Source organism: Paraburkholderia phymatum (assembly GCF_038900715.1).
Taxonomy (GTDB): Bacteria; Pseudomonadota; Gammaproteobacteria; order Burkholderiales; family Burkholderiaceae; genus Paraburkholderia; species Paraburkholderia phymatum_A.
This window is the reverse complement of the sequence record NZ_JAYMRZ010000004.1, coordinates 282788-302632: the sequence shown is the minus strand read 5'-3', so window position 1 is coordinate 302632 and position 19845 is coordinate 282788. Positions and strand designations below refer to the sequence as shown.

General features: G+C 64.0%; 18 protein-coding genes. 4 read left to right on the top strand and 14 right to left on the bottom strand.

The window, feature by feature from the left end; genetic code table 11:
- The first annotated feature begins 143 nt into the window (after positions 1–143).
- A complete protein-coding gene (locus VSR68_RS10060) occupies positions 144–1199 on the top strand; it encodes an NAD(P)/FAD-dependent oxidoreductase (protein ID WP_342939693.1) in 1056 nt (351 codons plus the stop codon).
- A 13-nt stretch (positions 1200–1212) separates the two neighbouring features.
- Here the strand turns inward: VSR68_RS10060 and VSR68_RS10055 are convergent, their stop codons facing one another.
- The 11 genes from VSR68_RS10055 to VSR68_RS10005 all read right to left on the bottom strand — a co-directional run bounded on the left by VSR68_RS10055 (position 1213) and on the right by VSR68_RS10005 (position 14986).
- Positions 1213–2178 (bottom strand): dimethyl sulfoxide reductase anchor subunit family protein, encoded by a 966-nt coding sequence (locus VSR68_RS10055; RefSeq protein WP_342939692.1) that lies wholly within the window; start codon positions 2176–2178, stop codon positions 1213–1215.
- Between the two features lie 28 nt (positions 2179–2206).
- On the bottom strand, positions 2207–2941 hold the full coding sequence (locus VSR68_RS10050; protein WP_342939691.1) for a 4Fe-4S dicluster domain-containing protein: 735 nt from the start codon (positions 2939–2941) through the stop codon (positions 2207–2209).
- 43 nt (positions 2942–2984) lie between these two features.
- Positions 2985–5921: a molybdopterin oxidoreductase family protein gene (locus VSR68_RS10045; protein WP_342939690.1), complete on the bottom strand. Its 2937-nt coding sequence runs from the start codon at positions 5919–5921 to the stop codon at positions 2985–2987.
- 242 nt (positions 5922–6163) lie between these two features.
- Positions 6164–7144, bottom strand: coding sequence for a phosphogluconate dehydrogenase (NAD(+)-dependent, decarboxylating) (gene gnd, locus VSR68_RS10040; protein ID WP_342939689.1), 981 nt, complete (start codon positions 7142–7144; stop codon positions 6164–6166).
- Between the two features lie 6 nt (positions 7145–7150).
- Complete coding sequence (gene tkt, locus VSR68_RS10035) at positions 7151–9250, bottom strand: transketolase (RefSeq protein ID WP_342939688.1); 2100 nt, start codon at positions 9248–9250, stop codon at positions 7151–7153.
- 326 nt (positions 9251–9576) lie between these two features.
- Positions 9577–10488, bottom strand: a complete 912-nt coding sequence (locus VSR68_RS10030) for a LytTR family DNA-binding domain-containing protein (protein WP_342939687.1) — start codon at positions 10486–10488, stop codon at positions 9577–9579.
- A 3-nt stretch (positions 10489–10491) separates the two neighbouring features.
- On the bottom strand, positions 10492–11613 hold the full coding sequence (locus VSR68_RS10025; RefSeq protein WP_342939686.1) for a sensor histidine kinase: 1122 nt from the start codon (positions 11611–11613) through the stop codon (positions 10492–10494).
- On the bottom strand, positions 11610–11987 hold the full coding sequence (locus VSR68_RS10020; RefSeq protein WP_342939685.1) for a DUF2306 domain-containing protein: 378 nt from the start codon (positions 11985–11987) through the stop codon (positions 11610–11612). The genes VSR68_RS10025 and VSR68_RS10020 overlap by 4 nt, the downstream gene beginning before the upstream one ends.
- Positions 11988–12540: 553 nt before the next feature.
- Positions 12541–12990, bottom strand: a complete 450-nt coding sequence (locus VSR68_RS10015; RefSeq protein WP_342939684.1) for an ester cyclase — start codon at positions 12988–12990, stop codon at positions 12541–12543.
- A gap of 368 nt (positions 12991–13358) precedes the next feature.
- Complete coding sequence (locus tag VSR68_RS10010) at positions 13359–14105, bottom strand: glucose 1-dehydrogenase (RefSeq protein WP_342939683.1); 747 nt, start codon at positions 14103–14105, stop codon at positions 13359–13361.
- Positions 14106–14296: 191 nt separating this feature from the next.
- A complete protein-coding gene (locus tag VSR68_RS10005; protein ID WP_342939682.1) occupies positions 14297–14986 on the bottom strand; it encodes a CBS domain-containing protein in 690 nt (229 codons plus the stop codon).
- Positions 14987–15170: 184 nt separating this feature from the next.
- Between VSR68_RS10005 and VSR68_RS10000 the strand changes: the two genes are divergently transcribed.
- A complete protein-coding gene (locus VSR68_RS10000; RefSeq protein ID WP_342939681.1) occupies positions 15171–16130 on the top strand; it encodes a universal stress protein in 960 nt (319 codons plus the stop codon).
- A 71-nt stretch (positions 16131–16201) separates the two neighbouring features.
- On the opposite strand, the gene VSR68_RS09995 is transcribed toward VSR68_RS10000, so the two are convergent.
- From VSR68_RS09995 to VSR68_RS09985, 3 genes are all read right to left on the bottom strand, one after another.
- Complete coding sequence (locus VSR68_RS09995; protein ID WP_342939680.1) at positions 16202–16672, bottom strand: universal stress protein; 471 nt, start codon at positions 16670–16672, stop codon at positions 16202–16204.
- A 111-nt stretch (positions 16673–16783) separates the two neighbouring features.
- Complete coding sequence (locus VSR68_RS09990; RefSeq protein ID WP_342939679.1) at positions 16784–17311, bottom strand: flavodoxin family protein; 528 nt, start codon at positions 17309–17311, stop codon at positions 16784–16786.
- A 149-nt stretch (positions 17312–17460) separates the two neighbouring features.
- The gene (locus tag VSR68_RS09985) at positions 17461–17931 is read right to left on the bottom strand and encodes a universal stress protein (RefSeq protein WP_342939678.1); all 471 of its coding nucleotides are present in this window, start codon (positions 17929–17931) and stop codon (positions 17461–17463) included.
- 279 nt (positions 17932–18210) lie between these two features.
- On the opposite strand from VSR68_RS09985, the gene VSR68_RS09980 reads away from it, so the two are divergent.
- Entirely contained in the window at positions 18211–18615 is a 405-nt protein-coding gene (locus VSR68_RS09980) for a response regulator transcription factor (protein ID WP_342939677.1), read from the top strand.
- 53 nt (positions 18616–18668) lie between these two features.
- Positions 18669–19406, top strand: a complete 738-nt coding sequence (fnr, locus tag VSR68_RS09975) for a fumarate/nitrate reduction transcriptional regulator Fnr (RefSeq protein WP_342939860.1) — start codon at positions 18669–18671, stop codon at positions 19404–19406.
- The last annotated feature ends 439 nt before the right edge of the window (positions 19407–19845 follow it).

The following is a 19845-nucleotide window of genomic DNA, read 5'->3' as shown; positions in this document are numbered from 1 at the left end:
ATCGCCTGAACGGCAGCGACCTTCGAGAGCATGCATGGCAGAGTGCGTTTATCCATTCCCGCCGTGATGACTTCGTTGCCGAGGCGTGCTCCTGTCTGTATCGTGAAAGTATGAATGGCCGACGACACGCATGAGGAGCACGCATGACATCGCAAGCAGACGCCCCCGCCGCCGCACCCTTGAGCACCGATGTACTGATCGTCGGCGCGGGCCCTGTCGGCCTCTTCGCTGCATTCGAGGCAGGCGTGATCGGCCTTTCGTGCCGCATCGTGGACACAATCGAACGCATCGGCGGACAGTGCATCGAACTGTATCCCGACAAGCCGATCTACGACATCCCGGCGATACCCATCTGCACTGCTCGCGATCTCGTCGATCGGCTTATCGAGCAATGCCGCCCGTTCGATCCGCCGATGCATCTCGGCCAGTGCATCGAATCGGTCGAGCGCCTCGACAACGGACGCTGGCGCGCACGCACGGACAAGGGACTCACGTTCGACGCCGCCGCTATTCTGATCGCGGCCGGCAATGGCTCGTTCGTGCCGCAACGGTTGACACTCGACGAAGCGGTGCCGCTCGAAGATCGTCACGTGCATTACAGCGTTCGCAAGCAGAGCGATTTCGCAGGCAAGAACGTGGTGGTTGCAGGTGGAGGCGACTCGGCGCTCGACTGGGCGCTCGCGTTGCGCTCCGTCGCGAAGCGCGTGACGCTCGTGCATCGTCGCAACGGCTTCAGCGCGACGGATTCGAGCGTGACCAAAATGCGCCAGTCGGTCGAGGCAGGCGATATGGACTTCATCGTCGGATCGATTGCGGCGTTGAATGCGCCCGGCGGGTCGCTCGAATCGATCGAGATTCGCCAGGTCGGCAGTTCGATGCAACTCGATGCGGACCAGTTGCTCGTGCTATACGGACTCGTCGCCGATCTCGGCCCGATTGCAAAGTGGGGCATCGACATACAGGCGGGGCGCATCGTCGTCGATACGTCGAACTACGAAAGCTCGTGCCCCGGCATCTTCGCTGCTGGCGATATCGCGGGCTATCCGAACAAACAGAAGCTGATCCTCTCCGGATTCCACGAGGCATCGCTCGCGCTTCGCAAGGCGTACAACTACGCGTTCCCGGACAAGAAGCGCGTGCACGTTCATTCGAGCTACGACGCCAAGCTGGCCGAGCGGGTGCAGGCAAGCCACGTGTAGAGCCTTAAAGACGTCACGCCTGCCGATAATAAAGATTTTGCGGATGCCGCGCTTCCGCGAAGAAAAACCACCGCTCGGCCACGAGCCCCGCGTACTGGATCACCGACGCCGCGCACAGCAGCACGAACGAAAGCCCGATCGAGCGCACGCTTCCGCCCGACACGATCAGGCAGAACGGCACGACGAACGCGGCGATCAGAAACGTCCACTTGATCCGCTTCAACGTCTGCGGCGTCTTCCCATGGAAGAACTCGCGCAGATTGAACGCGCCCGCCGTGAAGCCGCGCGATTTCTGCTCGACGTGCGCGCCGCGAATGCCTGTTGCGCTTTGCACCGTCGATTTCGGTCTGAGCCGCGCATTGCGCATCAACGATGCGACGCGCGACGCGCATCCCGCAACCGTCAATCCGCACGCGCCCACGGCGAGCGGCCCGATCAGCGCAGGAGCAAACCATGCGGCACACGCGGTTGCGAGCGTAAAGCCCGATGCACAGCCCAGCAGCACGAAATTGACGAGCGTCAGCGGCGTCGCCCATTCCTGCAGGAAACGCAGACACGCATAGATCATCCCCGTGCAGATGAACAGCAGGCCGCTCGCCACCACCGCGATCACGCCGACATAAAGCGTATAAGGCGTCGCGAACGCATGCGCGACACCATAAGCGAACGTACACGCGAGAAACGCGGGCAGGCACAGACATTCTCTCGACAGCCACGACGTGCGCCACATTGCGATCGCGCGCCACGCGCGCTCGGGATGCCCCAGATGAAAGAACGACGCAAGCAGCCCCAGCGCGCCGAGCACGCATGAAAGAGCGGCGCCGACGACATAGAACATCTGCGGCACGGCAGCCGCATCGCCGAAGCCGAGACCGAAGCCGAGCCGCGACGCCGCTTCCACGCCGACGAGCGCGATCAGCAGCCCCTGGCCCGCGCCGCTCAGCGTCGTGAGGAACACCACTGAAAATGCCGGATTCATTTCGTTCTCCCGTTTTCGATCCGTTCACTCACACGCGCGTCGCAATCGACGCAAGATGAAGGTCGCCGCGTTCCACCTGCGTTTCGACGGACACCGCTTCGTCGCCATCGGACGTCTTGCACGAACACGCGCCGCTGCCGCACGACGTCACTTTCTGGCGCGGCAGATAGTGATTCGACGGCCGCGTGTCCCATTCGGGCATCAGCTGATAGCCGCCGCGCTCGCGAATCGCCTTCGACACGACGGACTCCGGATCGTGAATGTCGCCGAAGAGCCGCGCCGAGGTCGGGCACGCGAGCACGCACGCGGGCTTGCGGTCGCGCTCGGGCAGTGCTTCGTTGTAGATGCGATCCGCGCACAGCGTGCACTTCGTCATCTCCTTGCGCTCTTCATCGATTTCGCGCGCGCCGTAAGGGCACGCCCACGCGCAGTACTTGCAGCCGATGCAGCGGTCGTAATCGACCAGCACGAGGCCGTCCTCCTTGCGCTTGTAGCTCGCCCCGGTCGGACAGACGGGCACGCACGGCGGGTCCTCGCAATGCAGGCACGACTTCGGAAAATGAATGGTGTCGGCGAGCGGAAACTCGCCGGCTTCGAACGTTTGCACGCGGTTGAAGAACGTGCCGGACGGATCGGCGTCGTAAGGACGATGATCGGACAGACTGCCCGCCTCGCCCGACGTGTTCCACTCCTTGCAGCTCGTCACGCATGCGTGGCAGCCCACGCAGACGTTCAGATCGATTACGAGCGCCATCTGTGTCATCGATGCTCTCCGTTGCAGTTGCACCCAGTTCCACTCAGTTCCATCAGCTACGCTCGGCCGCCTTGCGCAGACGCGCGGCGAACTCGCCGCGTCCCGCGAAATACGTCTGCACGATGCGATGAATCATGCCGCCCGCCGCCCCGCCGGCGACGCCCGGCAGCGCAGGCATCGGCGCGAACTGCGGCAGCGTATGATCGGCGTCCGCTTCGGCCGGATAGATGCGCACGCGCACGTCGTACCAGGCGGCCTGGCCCGTGATGGGATCGGAGTTCGACGTGCGCGGGTGATTCGCACTGTTGACGGGAATCTCATCTGCGATCAGATGATTCAGCAGAAAGCCGCGCTGCGATTCGTTCGCGTCGGGCCCGAGATTCCACGCGCCCGCCGACTTGCCGATCGCATTCCATGTCCACACGGTCCCCGGCTCGACGGCTTCGCTGTAGCGCGCAAGGCAGCGCACCTTGCCCCATTGCGACTCGACGTAGATCCAGCCGCCGTCGTCGATGCCTTGCGCCGCTGCCGTGCGCGGATTCATGTACAGATAGTTCTCGCCATGTATCTGACGCAGCCACGCGTTCTGCGAGTCCCACGAGTGATACATCGCCATCGGCCGCTGCGTGACGGCCGCGAGCGGATACTGCGCGTGATCGGTCGTTTCGTGTTCGAGCGGCGGATACCAGAACGGCAGCGGATCGAAATACTGCTCGATGCGCGCGCGCAAATGCTCCGGCGGCCGGCGTCCCTTCGTCTTGCCCTGCGCGGCGAGCCGGAACTTCTGCATCACGTCCGAGTAGAGCGCGATCACGATCGGCTCGTTGAACTTGCGAAAGCCCTTCTCGACCGCGAACGCCAGATACGGCCCGTTGCAGTTGCGCATGTACTGCAACGACTCGGGCAGCGTGTAGTGATAGACGCAGTTGTGCTTCGCGTACTCTTCCCACTGGCGCGGATTCGGCTCGCCGACGAGCGCCTTGTCGCCGTCCTTGCCGCGCCAGCCGATCAGAAAGCCCACGCCCGAGCCCGGCGCCGTCTGGTGATTGACGATGAACTCCGGATAGTCGCGATACTTGCGCTTGCCTTCCGGCGTCGTGAAAGCGGGGAACTTGAGGCGGCTCGCCAGTTCGACGAGCACTTCCTGGAACGGCTTGCATTCGCCCGTCGGCGGCACGACGGGCACGCGCACGGAATCGACGGGGCCATCGAATTCGGAAATCGGCCTGTCGAGCATCGACATCGCGTCGTGGCGTTCAAGGTATGTCGTATCGGGCAGGATCAGATCGGCGAACGCCGTCATCTCCGACTGGAACGCATCGCACACGACGATGAACGGAATCTTGTAGTCGCCGTTGTCGTGCTTGTCCGCGAGCATCTTGCGGACTTCGACGGTATTCATCGACGAGTTCCATGCCATATTGGCCATGAAGATCAACAGCGTGTCGATCGGATACGGATCGCCGCGCCACGCGTTCGTGATCACGCTATGCATCAGGCCGTGCACGGCGAGCGGATATTCCCACGAGAACGCCTTGTCGATTCGCACGGGTTCGCCGCTGTCGTCGATGAACAGGTCTTCGGGCGCGGCCGGCCAGCCGAGCGGACCGTTCGCAAGCGGCGTGTTCGGCTTTACGTCGTCGGGACTGTTCGGCGGTTTCGCCGACGGCGGCACCGCGCGCGGATACGGCGACTTGTGCCGAAAGCCGCCCGGCCTGTCGATCGTGCCGAGCAGCGACATCAGCACGGCCAATGCGCGTATTGACTGAAAGCCGTTCGAGTGCGCGGCGAGCCCGCGCATCGCGTGAAAGGCGATCGGCGCGCCCGTCACGGTGTCGTGCGTTTCGCCCCACGCATCGGTCCATTGGATCGGCAGCGTGATCTTGTGATCGCGCGCGACATCGGCCATTTCGCGTGCAAGCCGGCGAATCGTGTCGGCGGGAATGCCCGTGATCTGCGACGCCCATTCCGGGGTGCAATCGGCCACCTGCTCGCGCAGCAGCTCGAACGACGGCGCGACGGGCGTGCCGTCCGCGAGCGTGTAGCGTCCTTCGAGCGCGGGCCGCACGCCCGGCGTGTGATGCAGCACCGCGCGCTGGCTCGCGGGGTCCCACCACATATGATTCTGCGGAAAGAGAGGATTGCTCACGTCGGCCGCTTCGTCGCGCACGAAAAGACCATACGTGTCGCTGTCGGCGCGCATGTCCAGCAGTTCGCCCGCATTCGTGTAGCGCTCGACAAACTCGCGATCATATGCATTGCTTTCGATCAGCTCGCGCATCAGCGCCATGAAGAGCGCGCCATCCGTGCCAGGGCGGATCGGCACCCACTCGTCGGCAATCGCCGCATAGCCGGTGCGGATCGGATTGATCGCAACGAAGCGGCCGCCCGCACGCTTGAACTTCGAGATCGCGATCTTCAGCGGATTCGAGTGATGGTCCTCGGCCGTGCCGATCATGAAGAACAGCTTCGAGCGATCCAGATCGGGGCCGCCGAACTCCCAGAACGAGCCGCCCATTGTGTAGATCATGCCCGCCGCCATGTTCGCCGAGCAGAAGCCGCCGTGCGCCGCATAGTTCGGCGTGCCGAACTGCTTCGCGAACAGGCCCGTCAGCGCCTGCATCTGATCGCGTCCGGTGAAGAGCGCGAATTTTTTGGGGTCCGTCGCGCGCAGATGGGTGAGACGCTTTTCGAGCATGTCGAACGCGACGTCCCACGAGACGGGCTCGAACTGCGCGCTGCCGCGTGGCGCATCCTGTTTGCGCAGCAGCGGTTGCGTAAGGCGCGCGGGCGAGTACTGCTTCATGATGCCCGACGAGCCCTTCGCGCAGATCACGCCCTGGTTGAGCGGATGCTCCGGGTTGCCGTCGATGTAGCGCACCTCGCCATCGCGCAGATGCACGCGGATGCCGCATCGGCATGCGCACATGTAGCAGGTCGTCGTCTTGACTTCGAGCTTTTCGTTTTGGGTGCGAGCTTTGTGCTCCATCGATGCCTCCCTGTAATTGCTCGGTGGCAACGGCGCGAACACCAGGATGCACGCGCAATGACAGCTCTGTACCCGTTGCCGGATTCACTACCCTGTCAATGCTAAGAGCGCGTGGCGCGAAATAAAAATCGCGATTTCGAATTCGAATCATCGCGGCAGCCGATAGAAAAGCCCGCGACGGATATCGCGGGCTTCGCTTCACAACTTTGCTTCACAGCTTCACACTCACCTGCCGCTGCCACTTATTTCACGGGAAACTCCTTGTGTCCGCCAAATCCGAATCTCATCGCGGACAGCATGCGTTCGGGGAACGACTCGGCGTCGCGCGAGCGGAAGCGCGTATAGAGCGCCGCCGACAACACCTGCGCGGGCACCGCTTCTTCGATTGCGGCCTCGATGGTCCAGCGCCCTTCTCCGCTGTCCGCGACTTCCGTCGAGAAGCCGTCGAGCTGGCCGTCCTGCGCGAGCGCGCCCGCCGTGAGGTCGAGCAGCCACGACGACACCACGCTGCCGCGCCGCCACACTTCGGCGACATCGGCGAGATCGAGCGCGTAGCGCTCGCTGTCGGGCAACTCGGGCAGATCCTTGTGCTTCAGAATATGAAACCCTTCGGCATACGCCTGCATCAGCCCGTACTCGATGCCGTTGTGCACCATCTTCACGAAGTGCCCTGAGCCGACGGGGCCCGTATGCATGTAGCCGTTCTCGACGCGCGCGTCGCGTCCGTCGCGATGGGGCGTGGCGGGAATCTCGCCGCGCCCCGGCGCCAGCACGGAGAGGATCGGATCGATGCGCCGCACGATCGCGTCGTCGCCGCCGATCATCATGCAATAGCCGCGCTCCAGTCCCCAGACGCCGCCCGACGTGCCCACGTCCACGTAATGCACGCCCGTCTCGCGAAGCTGCGCGGCGCGGCGGATATCGTCCTTGTAGAAGCTGTTGCCGCCGTCGATCACGACGTCGTCGGCCGTGAGGATGCGCTGCAGGTCCGCAAGCGTGTCCTCGGTGATCTTGCCCGCCGGCAGCATCAGCCACACGACGCGCGGCGCACCGAGCTTCGCGACGAGATCGGCCAGATCGCGCGCGCCCGTTGCGCCTTCCTTCGCGAGCGCTTCCGTCGCTTGTGGATTGTGGTCGTAGACGACGCACTGATGGCCGCCGCGCATCAGCCGCCTGCCGATGTTGCCGCCCATGCGGCCCAGTCCCACGATGCCGATCTGCATGATGTGTCACTCCTTGACGTTGCCGGACTTGCAGCGCGCGATCTGCTTCCTGGCTTCGTCGACGACGCGCTCCGGCGTGAAGCCGAACTTCGTCTTCAGCGCCTTGAGGGGCGCCGACGCGCCGAACGTATGCATCACGATCTGCGAGCCGAGCCGGCCGACATAGCGGTCCCAGCCGAGCGTCGCGGCCTGCTCGACGGCCACGCGCGCGTGCACGTCGGGCGGCAGCACCGAGTCCTTGTATGCGTGGTCCTGCTGCTCGAACACGTCCCACGACGGCATCGACACCACGCGCGCATTGACGCCCTCGCCCTTCAGCGCCTCGTAGGCATCGACGCACAGCGACACTTCGCTGCCCGTCGCGAGCAGCAGCACGTCGGGCTTCTTGCCGGCGGGCACATCGGCGAGCACGTAGGCGCCGCGGCGCACGCCTTCGGCGGGTGCATACTTCTTGCGGTCGAATGTCGGCAGCGGCTGGCGCGTCACGACGATGCACGCGGGCACGTGCGGATGCGAGAGCGCGACGCGCCACGCCTCGGCGACTTCGTTCGCATCGGCGGGACGCAGCGTCGTCAAGCCGGGAACGCCGCGCAGCGACGCAAGCTGCTCGATCGGCTGGTGCGTGGGACCGTCTTCGCCGACGCCGATCGAATCGTGCGTGAACACGTAAACGACGGGCACTTCCATGATCGCCGAGAGGCGGATCGGCGGCTTCATGTAGTCGCTGAAGATCAGGAACGTCGACGCGAACGGCCTCAAGCCCGACAGCGCGAGACCGTTCGCCACCGCGCCCATGCCGTGCTCGCGGATGCCGAAATGCAGATTGCGCCCGCCATAGTTGTCGTGCTCGAAGCTGCACGCGCCTTCGAATTTCAGGTTCGTCTTGGTCGACGGCGCAAGATCCGCCGCGCCGCCGATCATCCACGGAACGCGCTGCGCAATCGCATTGAGCACCTTGCCCGACGACTCGCGCGTGGCCATGCCCTTTGCGTCCGCATCGAACACGGGGATGTCCGCGTCCCAGTCATCCGGCAGCGTGGACGACTGCATCTGGTCGAACTCCCTCGCAAGCTGCGGATACTTTCGCGCGTACTCGTCGAAGCGCTGCTTCCATACGTCGTGCGCCGCCTTGCCGCGCGCGCCCAGGCCTTGCGCGAAGTGCTCGCGCACGCCGTTGGGCACAAGGAATTGCGCGTCCTCGGGCCAGCCATACGCGCGCTTCGCCAGCTTGATCTCCTCTTCGCCGAGCGGCTCGCCGTGCGCCGACGCCGTATCCTGCTTGTTCGGCGCGCCCCAGCCGATGATGCTCTTCACGACGATCAGCGTCGGCCTGTCGGTCACGGCCTTCGCTTCGTTGATCGCGGCTTCGAGCGCGTTCGGATCGTTGGCGTCGTCGACGTGCAGCGTGTGCCAGTTATAGCCGCGAAACCGCGATTCGACGTCGTCGCTATACGCGAGATCGGTGTGGCCCTCGATCGTCACGCGGTTGCTGTCGTAAATCCAGATCAGGTTCGAGAGCCGCAAATGCCCCGCCAGCGAAGCGGCTTCATGCGATACGCCTTCCATCATGTCGCCGTCGCCGCACAGCGCGTACACGCGGTAATCGAAGAGCGGCGCGTCCGGCTTGTTGAAGTGCGCCTCGTGCCAACGCGCGGCCATCGCCATGCCGACGCTGTTGCCGAGCCCCTGTCCGAGCGGCCCCGTGGTCGTCTCGACGCCCGTCGTCATCCGGTACTCCGGGTGTCCGGGCGTCACGCTGTCGAGCTGGCGAAACTGCTTGATGTCGTCGAGCGAGACGGCGGGCTTGTCCATCGGTTTGCCGTCTTCGTCGACGGCCTTCACGCCCGCGAGATGCAGCAGCGAATACAGCAGCATCGACGCATGCCCCACCGACAGCACGAAGCGGTCGCGATTGGGCCATAACGGCGCGTCGGGGTCGTAGCGAAGATGGTTCTGCCAGAGATGGAATGCGACGGGCGCGAGCGCCATCGGCGTGCCGGGGTGGCCGGAATTGGCCTTCTGCACGGCGTCCATCGATAGCGTGCGGATCGTGTCGATCGCAAGGCGGTCGAGATCGGTCGTGGACTTCGGTGTGACTTGTGACATGAGCGACGACTCCTTTGCAGAGTGTGCTGTGGCACGACAGGTGCCGCAGCGGGCAACCAGGTCAATTGAGCAAGTGTAGTGCCTCCCGCGCGGCGCTGCAGGTGAGCGTCGCGGTCGACGGAGCACGATGGCGGGCGGCGCGGCGGGAAGCGTTTCGATGTGCTTTCGTCGCCGATGCGAGCACGAGCGGATGCGTGCGAGACTTTGCAACCAGCTTACGACGGTTGCTGCACGACTTTCCGATGTGCGTGAAGATGCCTTATTTTCAGGTGCGATCGCGTCGCCTTAGCATGAAGCGGGCCGCGACTTCGGTGGCGCCCGATGCATCACATCTGCCGGAACAGATGTGCATATTGCTTGCTCACCGCAACTGCGTGAGCGTAACCGCGCAGCTTCAGCGACATTTTTCCCAATGTGCTGACGGTCGCGCTTTCCACCTGATCGACGTTCACAACCGTGCTTCGATGCACTTGCCAGAAACGCGACGGATCGAGTTGCGCGCACAATTCCTTGAGGCTCGTGCGAATAAGCAGCTCGCCCGTGCGCGTCGTGACGACGACGTATTTGTCGGCGGCTTCGAAGTACAACACGTCTTCCACCGGCACGATGCGGATGTCGCTGCCGCTCGATGCGCGCAGATAGCGCAGCGGCGCGGTTGGCGCGGCGGTTGGCGCACTCCGCGCGCTGTCCTGCGAGCGGCTGTCGAGCCGGACGCTGCGCGTGATCTGCTCCAGCTGGCCGAGCACGCGTTGCAGATCGGCGTGCACGTCGGCGGCGGGCGCGGCGTCGACCGGTGAACGCGCAAGCGGCGCGCGCAGACGCTCGACCGTGCGCGCGAGCCGCGACGCATCGACGGGTTTCAGCAGATAGTCGATGGCGGCCGCATCGAACGCGTCCAGCGCGTACTGATCGTATGCCGTCACGAATACGATCTGCGGCGGCGACGCGAGGTTCGCGCAGGCACGCGCGACATCGAGGCCCGTTGCGCCCGGCATCGAAATGTCGAGAAACGCGATGTCCGGCTGCAATGCGCCGATACGCTCGATTGCATCGCGGCCGTTATCGACTGTCGCGACGATCCGCAGCGCGGGCCATGCCGCCGCCAGTTCCCGTTGCAGCGCGGCGGCAATGGGCGGCTCGTCCTCGGCGATCAACGCAGTTGGCGCGCGACGCGTCTCCGGCGAATGACGTTCGTCGTCTGGGTTCGATGCGGCTGTGCGTGGCTGGCGCGTCTTCATCGATCAAACCCTCTCGCGTCGTTCGGCATCGTCGAGCGGAAGCAGCACGCGCGCAACGATACCGTGCGGCACGTTTTCGATGAGCGTCAGCGAAGCGCGTTCGCCATACAGCACGGCAAGCCGGTCGCGCACGTTCGCAAGTCCGATGCCCGTGCCCTGCGTAGCGGGTGTCGAGCCGAAGCCCGGACCCGTATCGGTCACGGCGAGTTCGACGCAGGGTTCGACGCGCCTCGCCCGTACCTCGATCCGGCCGCCCTCGACGGCAACCTGAACGCCATGCTTCAACGCGTTTTCGACGAGCGGTTGCAGGAGCATCGGCGGCACCGAAAGGGCCGCGCAATCGGCGGGCAGATCGAGCGAATACGCAAGCCGCGGACCGAGCCGCATCGCGTGGACGGCCAGCATTGAATCGAGCACCGCGAACTGATCGGCGAGCGTTTCGCTTTCGGTGCGCGATGCTTCTAGTGTCGCCCTCAAGAACCGGTTGAGGCTGCCGAGCAGCTCGCGTGCGCGCGGCGGATTGGACACGATCAGGCTGTCGAGCGTCGCCAGCGTGTTGAAGAGGAAATGCGGCTCGATCTGCGCCTGCAACGCCTGCAAGCGGGCGCGCAGCGCGGTCTTTTCGGCGGCCTCCTGGAGCCATGCCGTGCGCGCGACCTGCTCGCTCAGTCCCGCGATGCGCGCACGCGACCAGCCGTACCAGGTGACGAGCAGCGTCGCGACGAGCGCGATCCAGCCCGTCGTCGCGATCTCCTTGGTCGCAAATGCCTTGCCGATGTCGAGCCCGAGCAGCGCGCTCGCGATCACCCGCCCGATTGCCGCGCCCGCCACGATGGAGACGGCCATCGCCACGGCGAGCTTCGGTGCGGTGAGCGCGTTCCTGCGCTGGAGACGAAAGCGCGCGGCATGAAGCAGGAGCATGATCGACAGCCCTATCGACTCGCTGAACACGAGGTTTTCCGCCAGGCCTTTCCCCATGCCGACGACGGTCAGGCCGGCCGCGATCATCGCGTTGCCGATCACGACGATCACGGATTCGCGCGCATATTCGGCCAGCAGCTGTTTCGCGGGCGCGGGCGCGTCGGCATACGCAGCGGGGAATTTGACGTTACTGCCTGGAATCATGCGAACCATCCCGTCACGATGACATTCAGCAGACGATGCGGCGTCGCCACGGCAGCGAGTCCCGCCACGACGAGGCCGATAAACGATCCGCGCATCGCGAGCCGATGACCGCGGACGTTGCCTTGCCGTATCGCCCAGATCGCTCGCCCGACACTGACGAACGTCAGCAGCGACAGCCCATGTACCCACGAAAAATGTCCGGGGTTCAGTTCGCGGATATCGAACGAACTGAGCGCGGTCGCGAACATCGCCGCCGCCCACAGACGGCCGAGCCACCTGTGGCGCGCGGTCCCCTTTTCGGCGAAAAGCACGGTTGTTCCGAGTATGACAGAAACGATTGCAGTGGCGACATGCACGGCAATGATGGCAGGCATGCTGGCTCCCCGGCAGGATGGGCGAACTCGATGACGGCAGTCTGCGCGGAGGACGGATGGCTATCGACAGGCATGCGACGAACCGTGCGGATTGCGTCGCGAATGGTGCTATGGACGGCGCGAGGGATGAACGTCCGGCGGGGAAGTGAATCGCCGCACTCGCTGTTCGCGGATGCGGCGATCCGGGTGAGGCTGGAATCGTGCGTTGGTCGTCAGCTATCGGAAGGGCTTGCGGCGCAATCGCCGGGCTCTTCGCTGTTCACGGAGGCGTCGTCGGGTTCGATGCTGGCGCGAAGACCCGCCTCATTTCCAATGTGACGTTCGAGCAACGCAAGAAGCTCCGGGCGCAATCCGTCACCACGTTGAGCCGCGAGAGCATGAAGCGCGAGAATTGGCAGCATGGTTCACTCCTGTCAGGAAGGCATGTCAAATCTCTCGCGACCGACGGACAGACACACTCCGTTTCTTGCTGTCCCATCGAAGCATTTCACGCGCGGATTTTATGGTGGCGCGCCGCCCGTCCGCACCGACGGCGGCGCCCCGCCACGCGCGTTCAAACGGTCTTGATGAGCCCGAGTTGCGTGAGCGCAGTCACGCCGTCATCGAGGCCGACTTCTTCGACGATCTTGCCGTCCTTCAGGCGCAGCACCGTCGTGCCCGTAAAGTGCATCTTGCGGCCCGATGCCTGCGGCAAGGTTCCCGCGAGGAAGTCGCCGAAAGCGGGGCCCGTATGCGTGCCGCCCCCTTCCCAACGACCGACGACGAAGTCGCCTTCAGCGATGAGATCGGCGGCGCCCCAGAAATTGAGGTCCGGGAACGCGTTGCGAAAACCGGTCATGAACGCCTTGATGTCTTCGTGGCCACGTCGCGGCTCGTGCAGCGAATACTTGAGCAGCATGTCCGGCGCGGCGAGCTCGTCGACGACGCTGAGATCGCACTCTTCGCCCCAGAAGCGGGTGAACCAGCGGCCTACGATCGCCTTGTTGTCATCTGCATTCGACATGTTCGACTCCTTGCTGAGCTTGGATCACGGAGAAGCAGGATTGCTTCGCCTGGATACGAACATATCGAGCGCCCTGCCTCGCGGCCATCCGATTCTTGCTGCAACATTCAGTTGCGTTTCTTTGCAGCGCTAGCTCGTTCGGATGCGGGTCTGATGATGGTTCAGGATCGCAGCGTTGGAGTCGCAGCTTTGACGTCGCAGCGAAATGGTTTGAACACAACGGGTTTGAGCACAACGCAAAAAAGCCAAAGGACGTGTGAGTCCTTTGGCCTGACGGTGCTTCGATGATCTGCGTGAAATGAAAGCTGATGCAGCCTCCCGGCCGGACCGCAATCGCGATCCAGGCCGGGCCATGAGACGGCGATCGCTCAGCGCATGCCGCCGCTTGCGATCACATGTTCGCCCGTCAGCCAGCGCGCGTCGTCTGAGGCGAGAAACACGGCGATCGAGGCGATGTCGTCGGGCTGGCCGGCACGGCCGAGCGGCGTCTGGCTGAGCGCCATCGCTTCGAAATCCGAGCCGACGATGCCGGCCTCGTGTGTCCCTTCCGTGACGACGAAGCCCGGATTGATCGCGTTGACGCGAATCTTCTTCGGACCCAGCTCGCGCGCAAGCACACCCGTGATCGCGTCGACGGCGCCTTTCGTGCCGCTGTACACAGCCGTTTCGGGAGGCGTGATGCTGCTGGCCACCGAACTCACGTTGATGATGCTCGCGCCTTCGCCGAGATGCTTCACGGCCGCCTGCGTCGTGAGGAGCACGCCGAGCACGTTGGTATTGAACTGCTTGTGGAAATGCTCTTCCGTGATCTCTTCGATCGGCGCGAACTCGTAAATGCCTGAATTGTTGACGAGGATATCGAGTCGCCCATACGTTTCGACGGCGGCATCGACGATGCCTTGTGCGTCCGCCGCCTTCGACACATCGCCGCGAATCGCGACTGCCTTGCCGTTTGCCGCCGTGATGCCGGCGACGACGGCATCGGCGGCCGCCTTGCTGCTTGCGTAATTCACGACCACGGAAGCGCCCTCTGCCGCCAGCGCTTTGGCGATACCCGCTCCGATACCCTTCGATGCGCCCGTGACCACCGCGACCTTACCTGCGAGCCTGCTCATATCGTCTTCCTTCAAGTTGTGCCATACCCAGGGACAGGACGAACGGTTTCGACAACCGTCCGCCCCGGCGATGGAGCAAATCTAAACACCCCATCTCCCGCGATAAAGCGGCTCGATACGAATTGACTGGCAGGAATCGCCGAACAATCGGCGGAAGCGTTTCGTGGCAAAGCCGTGGAAGGCCGTACTCGTCACATCAACGGCATGACGGTCGGATAACTCAGATGCGCCCGCGCTTCCTTCACGCCTTCGACTTCGAGCGCGGCGATGCAGATCGCCCGCTCTTCGTCTTCCGACTGGATCACGCCCCACAGATGCGCGACGCCATCCTTGACGATCACGTTTTCCTTCGACAGCGCCCACCGCTTGTCGCGCAACGCGGCGACGATCGCTTCGGCGAGTTCGCGGTCGCTGCTCGCGGGCCCTGCCTGTGCCTGCACAGGGGCGCTCGCAAGCGCGCGGATCAGATTCGCGCGGCTCACGATGCCGACGAGCTTGCCGTCCCGAAGCACGGGCACGCGCTTGATGCGGCGCCTTTCCATCAGCTCTGCAATGTCGCCGACGGGCGTCTTTTCATCGATGGCGATCACCTCGCTGCTCATCACGTCGCTCACCAGACGTCCGTGTTCCTTGACGAAAGTGCCGGCGAGATTGCGCGTCGACGAGAACAGTTCGAGCCAGCTCGACCGCCTCGTTTCTGTGCCGGTTTCAACGCGGTGCAACAGGTCTCCCTCGCTCACGATCCCGACCAGCGAGCCGCTTTCGTCGACGACGGGCATGCCGCTGATCCTGTTTTCGACGAGACGTTTTGCAGCTTCTTGCACCGTCATATCCGGTTGCGCGCAGATCACCGACGGCGTCATGACATCCATTGCGAACATGATGTTCTCCTTGGTAGATGCCTCCACTATGTGCGGCCCGACGCCCGACGGCTTGACTGACGTCAACCCGTCCGCAGGCGGCGGCACCCGATGCGCACAGGAAGCGCGTCGAACATGATCAACCCGGCGACGCGGATCGGTAGCACAATCGGCCTGTATTGCGTTGGCCATCGTGGAGAGCGCCATGATCGATCCCGTTGCTTCGAATCCCATGCCGGGCCGTGCGTTTCAGCGCGTGCTGGTGGCCGTCGATGGCACGGAAGCATCCGTGCGCGCGGCCGAGTATGCGCATGCGCTGTTCGCCGGCGAAGCGCAAATCGCGCTCGTGTCGGTCGTGCAAAGTCCGCACACGTTATTTCCACTCGGCGCGACGGCGCGGAACGTGCTCGCCGCCGCGCGCGACGAACTGCTTCAGGACGCACGCACTGCACTGCATGAAATCGAGGCGATGTTTTCAGACACGCGGCCGGAAAGCGAACTCGTCGAGCTATCGAAGCGCAATGGCGATACGGTCCAGGCGCTGCTCGACGTCGCGTCGCGCTGGCGCGTGGATCTCGTCGTGATGGGCGCGCGGCATCATCATGGGCTGTTGCGCTGGGTCGAAGGAACGGTGTCGGAGCCCGTCACGAAGCGCACCGATTGTTCGCTGCTGCTCGTACCCGAGAACAGCCGCGTGCCGACCAACAGACGTCCCGGGCGAATCGTCTTCGCGCTGGACGGCAGCGTGCATTCGCTCATTGCGTTGCGCATGGGCCTTCAGTTTGCCGCAGCGGATACGGAACTGCGCGCCGTCTACGTGCTCGACCGCGCGGTACACCTGTTCGATTTCGCGCCCGTCGACATGCTCGAGAACGCCTTTCTCGAAGAAGGGCAAACGGTGCTGGAACTGGCCGCGCGCATCTTCGCCGAACATCAATGGTCGGCCAAAACGGCGCTGATCGAGACCAACCGCGCCAACGACGATGTGCCGCATGCGATCGTGCGCGATGCGCAGCGCTGGAACGCGGATCTGCTCGTCGTCGGCACGCATGGACGGCGTGGCCTCGCGCGCTGGTTCATGGGCAGCGTCGCAGCGCGTACGCTGCGGCTCGCCGATACGCCCGTTCTGCTTGCCCGCGCGCCCGAAGTGGAACAGGCGCCGTAAGTCGGAAACGCGCGGGCACGCCGCTATCTTTGGCGATCAGCCTCGCGCGATCACATCCGTCGCGAGGGCTTTCACGCCTCGGGCTCGGCTTCTTCTTCGCTGCCGCGAACGAGCAACACGGGACACTGCGAGAACCGCACGAAGCGTTCGGCGACGCTGCCCAGCACGATCCGCTTGACGCCTCGGCGGCCATGCGTCCCGAGCACCACGAGATCGGCGCCGATGCGCTCGGCGCAATGTTGCAGCGTCTGCGAAACGTCGTCGCTCAGGCGTTCCGTCTCGATCAGTTCGACCGCGCATTCGACATCCGACTGCTTGCACGCCGTCCTGGCGCCGTCGAGCGCAGCGGCGCCGTCCTTGCGCAATGCCTCCGTCAACGCGACGGGATCGTAATAGCCGGCGTAACTGAAAAGCGGCGTCGTATCGACGACATAGACGGCATGCAGGGTGCCATGCGTCAGCGCCGCCATTTTCACCGCCTCTTGCAGCGCATGTTTCGATGTGTGACTGCCGTCTACGGCAACCAGAATCTTCTTGTACATGGTGAACCTCCTTGATGTGCTCGTGGACGTTGAAACGTAACGACCTGTTGATGAAACGTGATGCGACCCACAGCGCCGATCGCTGATTCAGCGTGTGTTGATGTGCGCGGCCTAAGCCATCCATTCGGCCTCGTGCAGTTTCGCGAGCCTGTGCCTGATCTTCTGCCCGAATCCCTGGCGCTTCGTGCCGTCGATGTGCCGCTGCAAATTGCGAGCCGTAATCGCGCAAGTGGCCAGCGGCGATTTGCCCGCTGCCTTCGCCATCTGCTCCAGCGCGGACTCGTTGCCGCTCCCGCCCAGCGAGCAGAACAGCGCGAGATGCCGGATCGCCGCGCCATGTTCCTTGAGCCACGCGAGCGCGGGCGCGGAAGCATGGCTCGCCCACACGGGAGAGCCGACGACGACGGCATCGTATGCGGACAGATCGTGTATGCGCGGCATCACCTTGACCTGCCGGTGGCACAGCACATCGATCAGCGAGCGCACATAGCCGCGCGCCCCGGCACGCGCCGCAAGCTCGCCCGGCTCGCGTATCGCTTCGAGGTCGGCGCCCAGATCGGATGAAAGCAGTTCTGCGATGCGCTGCGTCGTGCCGCTGCGCGAGTAATACACCACGAGGACCCTGCATTGCGCGGACATGGCGGTTCTCCGTTCAGGCGCAATCGAAGGCGCCATCCGCATTCAGCTTAAGCGCCTCGCCCGATGCCTTCGTGATCCAGGTCAATCGCTTACACGCGGTGTCACTGCCGCGGTGTCACTGAGTTTCGCGGCCCGCCAACCCGTCCGCTTCATGCCTCAGACGGCGAATGCTCGGAGGAATCGTGGCGCACGATGAGCACGGGTATATCCGTCGAGCGGACCAGCGATTCCGCCACGCTGCCGAGCAGAAAACGCTGCACGCCGCGCCGCCCATGCGTGCCCATCACGATGAGATCGGCTTCGTATTCGTCCGCGACGCGCGCGAGCACGGCGGACACGTTTTCCGCATACGCATCGATGGCCCGCACGCTGCCGCGCACGCCCGCTTCCTCGAACATCTGCTCGGCGACGGCGAGCGCGGCCGCAGCCGCGTCGTTCGCGAGTCCGGACGGACCGGGTTCGGCGTTGAGCGGATTCGCCTCAGCGGGCCATTTGCCGCGATCCAGCACGCACAGCGCCTCGATCGTGCCGTTCGACAGTTTCGCGAGCTTGACGGCTTCGCCCAGCGCGCGTTGTGCGCTCGGACTGCCGTCGATCGCAACCAGTATCCGTTGATACATGATGATGAACCTCCCCGAAATGCGCACGCCTTGCCCAATATGGGCAATGTCGCCCACGTGCGAGGACAGTGTCCCTTCGGCGACCGAATTCCCGGTTGATACAGGTCAACGCCATCCAGACCAGCATACGCTCATCGCGACGGCGCGGACTCGCGATTCAGCGCAGCGGGCACGTCATCCGGCTTGTAGGAATATTCCTATAACGCCTGCCGATTCCCCTAGGTGCGGTTAAAGCGCCGCCGATACTTTTTTGAGATAAGACCGTCGATACTGATCGCCATGGATGCCGCCACATCAACCACCGTATCGAAGATCTATCTCGTCGACGACGCGATCGAAGTCAGGCGACGCCTGGCGCGCCTGCTCGGCGCGATTGCCGGCGTCGAGATCGCGGGCGAAGGCGAAGATGCGGACGAAGCGCTGGAAGGCATCCTGGAGTCGCACGCGGATGTCGTCGTGATGGACGTGCGCCTCGCTGGGGGAAGCAGCCTCGCGCTCATCGAAGCGCTCTCCCGCGCACGACCCTCGATCATCAAGATCGTTTTGACGAACCACACTGCGCGCGCATTTCGCGATGCGTGCGCGGCGGCAGGCGCTGACCTCTTCTTCGACAAGACAGCCGAATTCGATGCAGCCTGCCGCGCCATTCAGTCCATTGCGCAGTCGCGCCGCGCGCACTCGTGAATGAACAGGAGCTGACCATGCATGCCGCAACCGCTCGAGTATCCGACCACCCGATGACGCGCATCCCCAAAGTCGTGCCGATCCGGCCCGTGCAGCCGGCCCCCGTGCGCGCGACCCGCTGCTCCGCCTGTTCGATGCGGGCCATCTGCATGCCGCCCGAGTTGACCGTCGACGAACTGGCCAGACTCGATTCGATCATCTGCTCGACGCGCTCCGTCAAGCGCGGCGAGACGCTCTACCGCTCCGGCGATGCGTTCCAGAGCATCTACGCGGTGCGTGCCGGCTCGTTCAAGACGATCGTCATGCATCGCGATGGCCGCGAGCATGTGACGGGCTTCCAGATCGCGGGCGAGTCGCTGGGTCTCGACGGCGTGTGCGCGGGTCATCACAACTGCGATGCGATCGCACTCGAAGATAGCGTCGTCTGCATCATTCCGTTCGCGCAACTCGAAGTGCTCTGCCACGAGATGAAGTCGATGCAGCATCACATCTATCAGATGATGAGCGGCGAGATCGTGCGCGAATCGAGCCAGATGATGTTGCTCGGCACCATGACGGCCGAACAGCGCGTCGCGACGTTCCTCCTCAATCTGTCGCGGCGCTTCAAGGCGCGCGGATTCTCGGCTGCCGAATTCCATCTGCGCATGACGCGCGAAGAAATCGGCTGCTATCTCGGGATGAAGCTCGAAACCGTGAGCCGCATGTTCTCGAAGTTCCAGCGTGAACGGCTCGTCAACGCGAACGGCAAGACGATTCGCATCGTCGACGCCGAGGCGCTCGCGCGGGTTTGATCGACTTGCGCGGTTCCGTGTATCGCTGACGCTCGCGGCGGCGTCCTGTTGCCGCATTGACTGATTGCGCGAGCGCGTCGGCATGGCTCGGCTGTCGAAGACACGGCCATGCCGAACGCGCGGCAAACTCCATCCATCCATCGTTCCTTTCGCGCTCCGCACCGCGCAATGCGGCGCGCCCGTACTGCATTTCCCGCTCACGCCCGCCTCGCTTTCGACAGCCGAATATCTGAAGCGCTATGTGTGCTATAGCGCATCTCGCGCGGGCGAATGCTGGCAAGTTAAGTCACGTCATGCTGACCGTCTGGATGAAGCCTGGCCCGATGCGGCGCCTGGTGGAAGCCCTGATAGTGCAACTACGAAGGCGCAGCATGAAGCGTTTCGGGATGTTTCCGCAGGGAGGCGGAATGCGATCGGGGAGCATAACGGGACATTGGCA

Excerpts from the sequence above, each read along its gene's own strand:
- VSR68_RS10060 (WP_342939693.1), top strand. The coding sequence starts at position 144 with ATGACATCGCAAGCAGACGCCCCCGCCGCCGCACCCTTGAGCACCGAT.
- VSR68_RS10055 (WP_342939692.1), bottom strand. The coding sequence starts at position 2,178 with ATGAATCCGGCATTTTCAGTGGTGTTCCTCACGACGCTGAGCGGCGCG.
- VSR68_RS10050 (WP_342939691.1), bottom strand. The coding sequence starts at position 2,941 with ATGACACAGATGGCGCTCGTAATCGATCTGAACGTCTGCGTGGGCTGC.
- VSR68_RS10045 (WP_342939690.1), bottom strand. The coding sequence starts at position 5,921 with ATGGAGCACAAAGCTCGCACCCAAAACGAAAAGCTCGAAGTCAAGACG.
- gnd (WP_342939689.1), bottom strand. The coding sequence starts at position 7,144 with ATGCAGATCGGCATCGTGGGACTGGGCCGCATGGGCGGCAACATCGGC.
- tkt (WP_342939688.1), bottom strand. The coding sequence starts at position 9,250 with ATGTCACAAGTCACACCGAAGTCCACGACCGATCTCGACCGCCTTGCG.
- VSR68_RS10030 (WP_342939687.1), bottom strand. The coding sequence starts at position 10,488 with ATGAAGACGCGCCAGCCACGCACAGCCGCATCGAACCCAGACGACGAA.
- VSR68_RS10025 (WP_342939686.1), bottom strand. The coding sequence starts at position 11,613 with ATGATTCCAGGCAGTAACGTCAAATTCCCCGCTGCGTATGCCGACGCG.
- VSR68_RS10020 (WP_342939685.1), bottom strand. The coding sequence starts at position 11,987 with ATGCCTGCCATCATTGCCGTGCATGTCGCCACTGCAATCGTTTCTGTC.
- VSR68_RS10015 (WP_342939684.1), bottom strand. The coding sequence starts at position 12,990 with ATGTCGAATGCAGATGACAACAAGGCGATCGTAGGCCGCTGGTTCACC.
- VSR68_RS10010 (WP_342939683.1), bottom strand. The coding sequence starts at position 14,105 with ATGAGCAGGCTCGCAGGTAAGGTCGCGGTGGTCACGGGCGCATCGAAG.
- VSR68_RS10005 (WP_342939682.1), bottom strand. The coding sequence starts at position 14,986 with ATGTTCGCAATGGATGTCATGACGCCGTCGGTGATCTGCGCGCAACCG.
- VSR68_RS10000 (WP_342939681.1), top strand. The coding sequence starts at position 15,171 with ATGATCGATCCCGTTGCTTCGAATCCCATGCCGGGCCGTGCGTTTCAG.
- VSR68_RS09995 (WP_342939680.1), bottom strand. The coding sequence starts at position 16,672 with ATGTACAAGAAGATTCTGGTTGCCGTAGACGGCAGTCACACATCGAAA.
- VSR68_RS09990 (WP_342939679.1), bottom strand. The coding sequence starts at position 17,311 with ATGTCCGCGCAATGCAGGGTCCTCGTGGTGTATTACTCGCGCAGCGGC.
- VSR68_RS09985 (WP_342939678.1), bottom strand. The coding sequence starts at position 17,931 with ATGTATCAACGGATACTGGTTGCGATCGACGGCAGTCCGAGCGCACAA.
- VSR68_RS09980 (WP_342939677.1), top strand. The coding sequence starts at position 18,211 with ATGGATGCCGCCACATCAACCACCGTATCGAAGATCTATCTCGTCGAC.
- fnr (WP_342939860.1), top strand. The coding sequence starts at position 18,669 with ATGACGCGCATCCCCAAAGTCGTGCCGATCCGGCCCGTGCAGCCGGCC.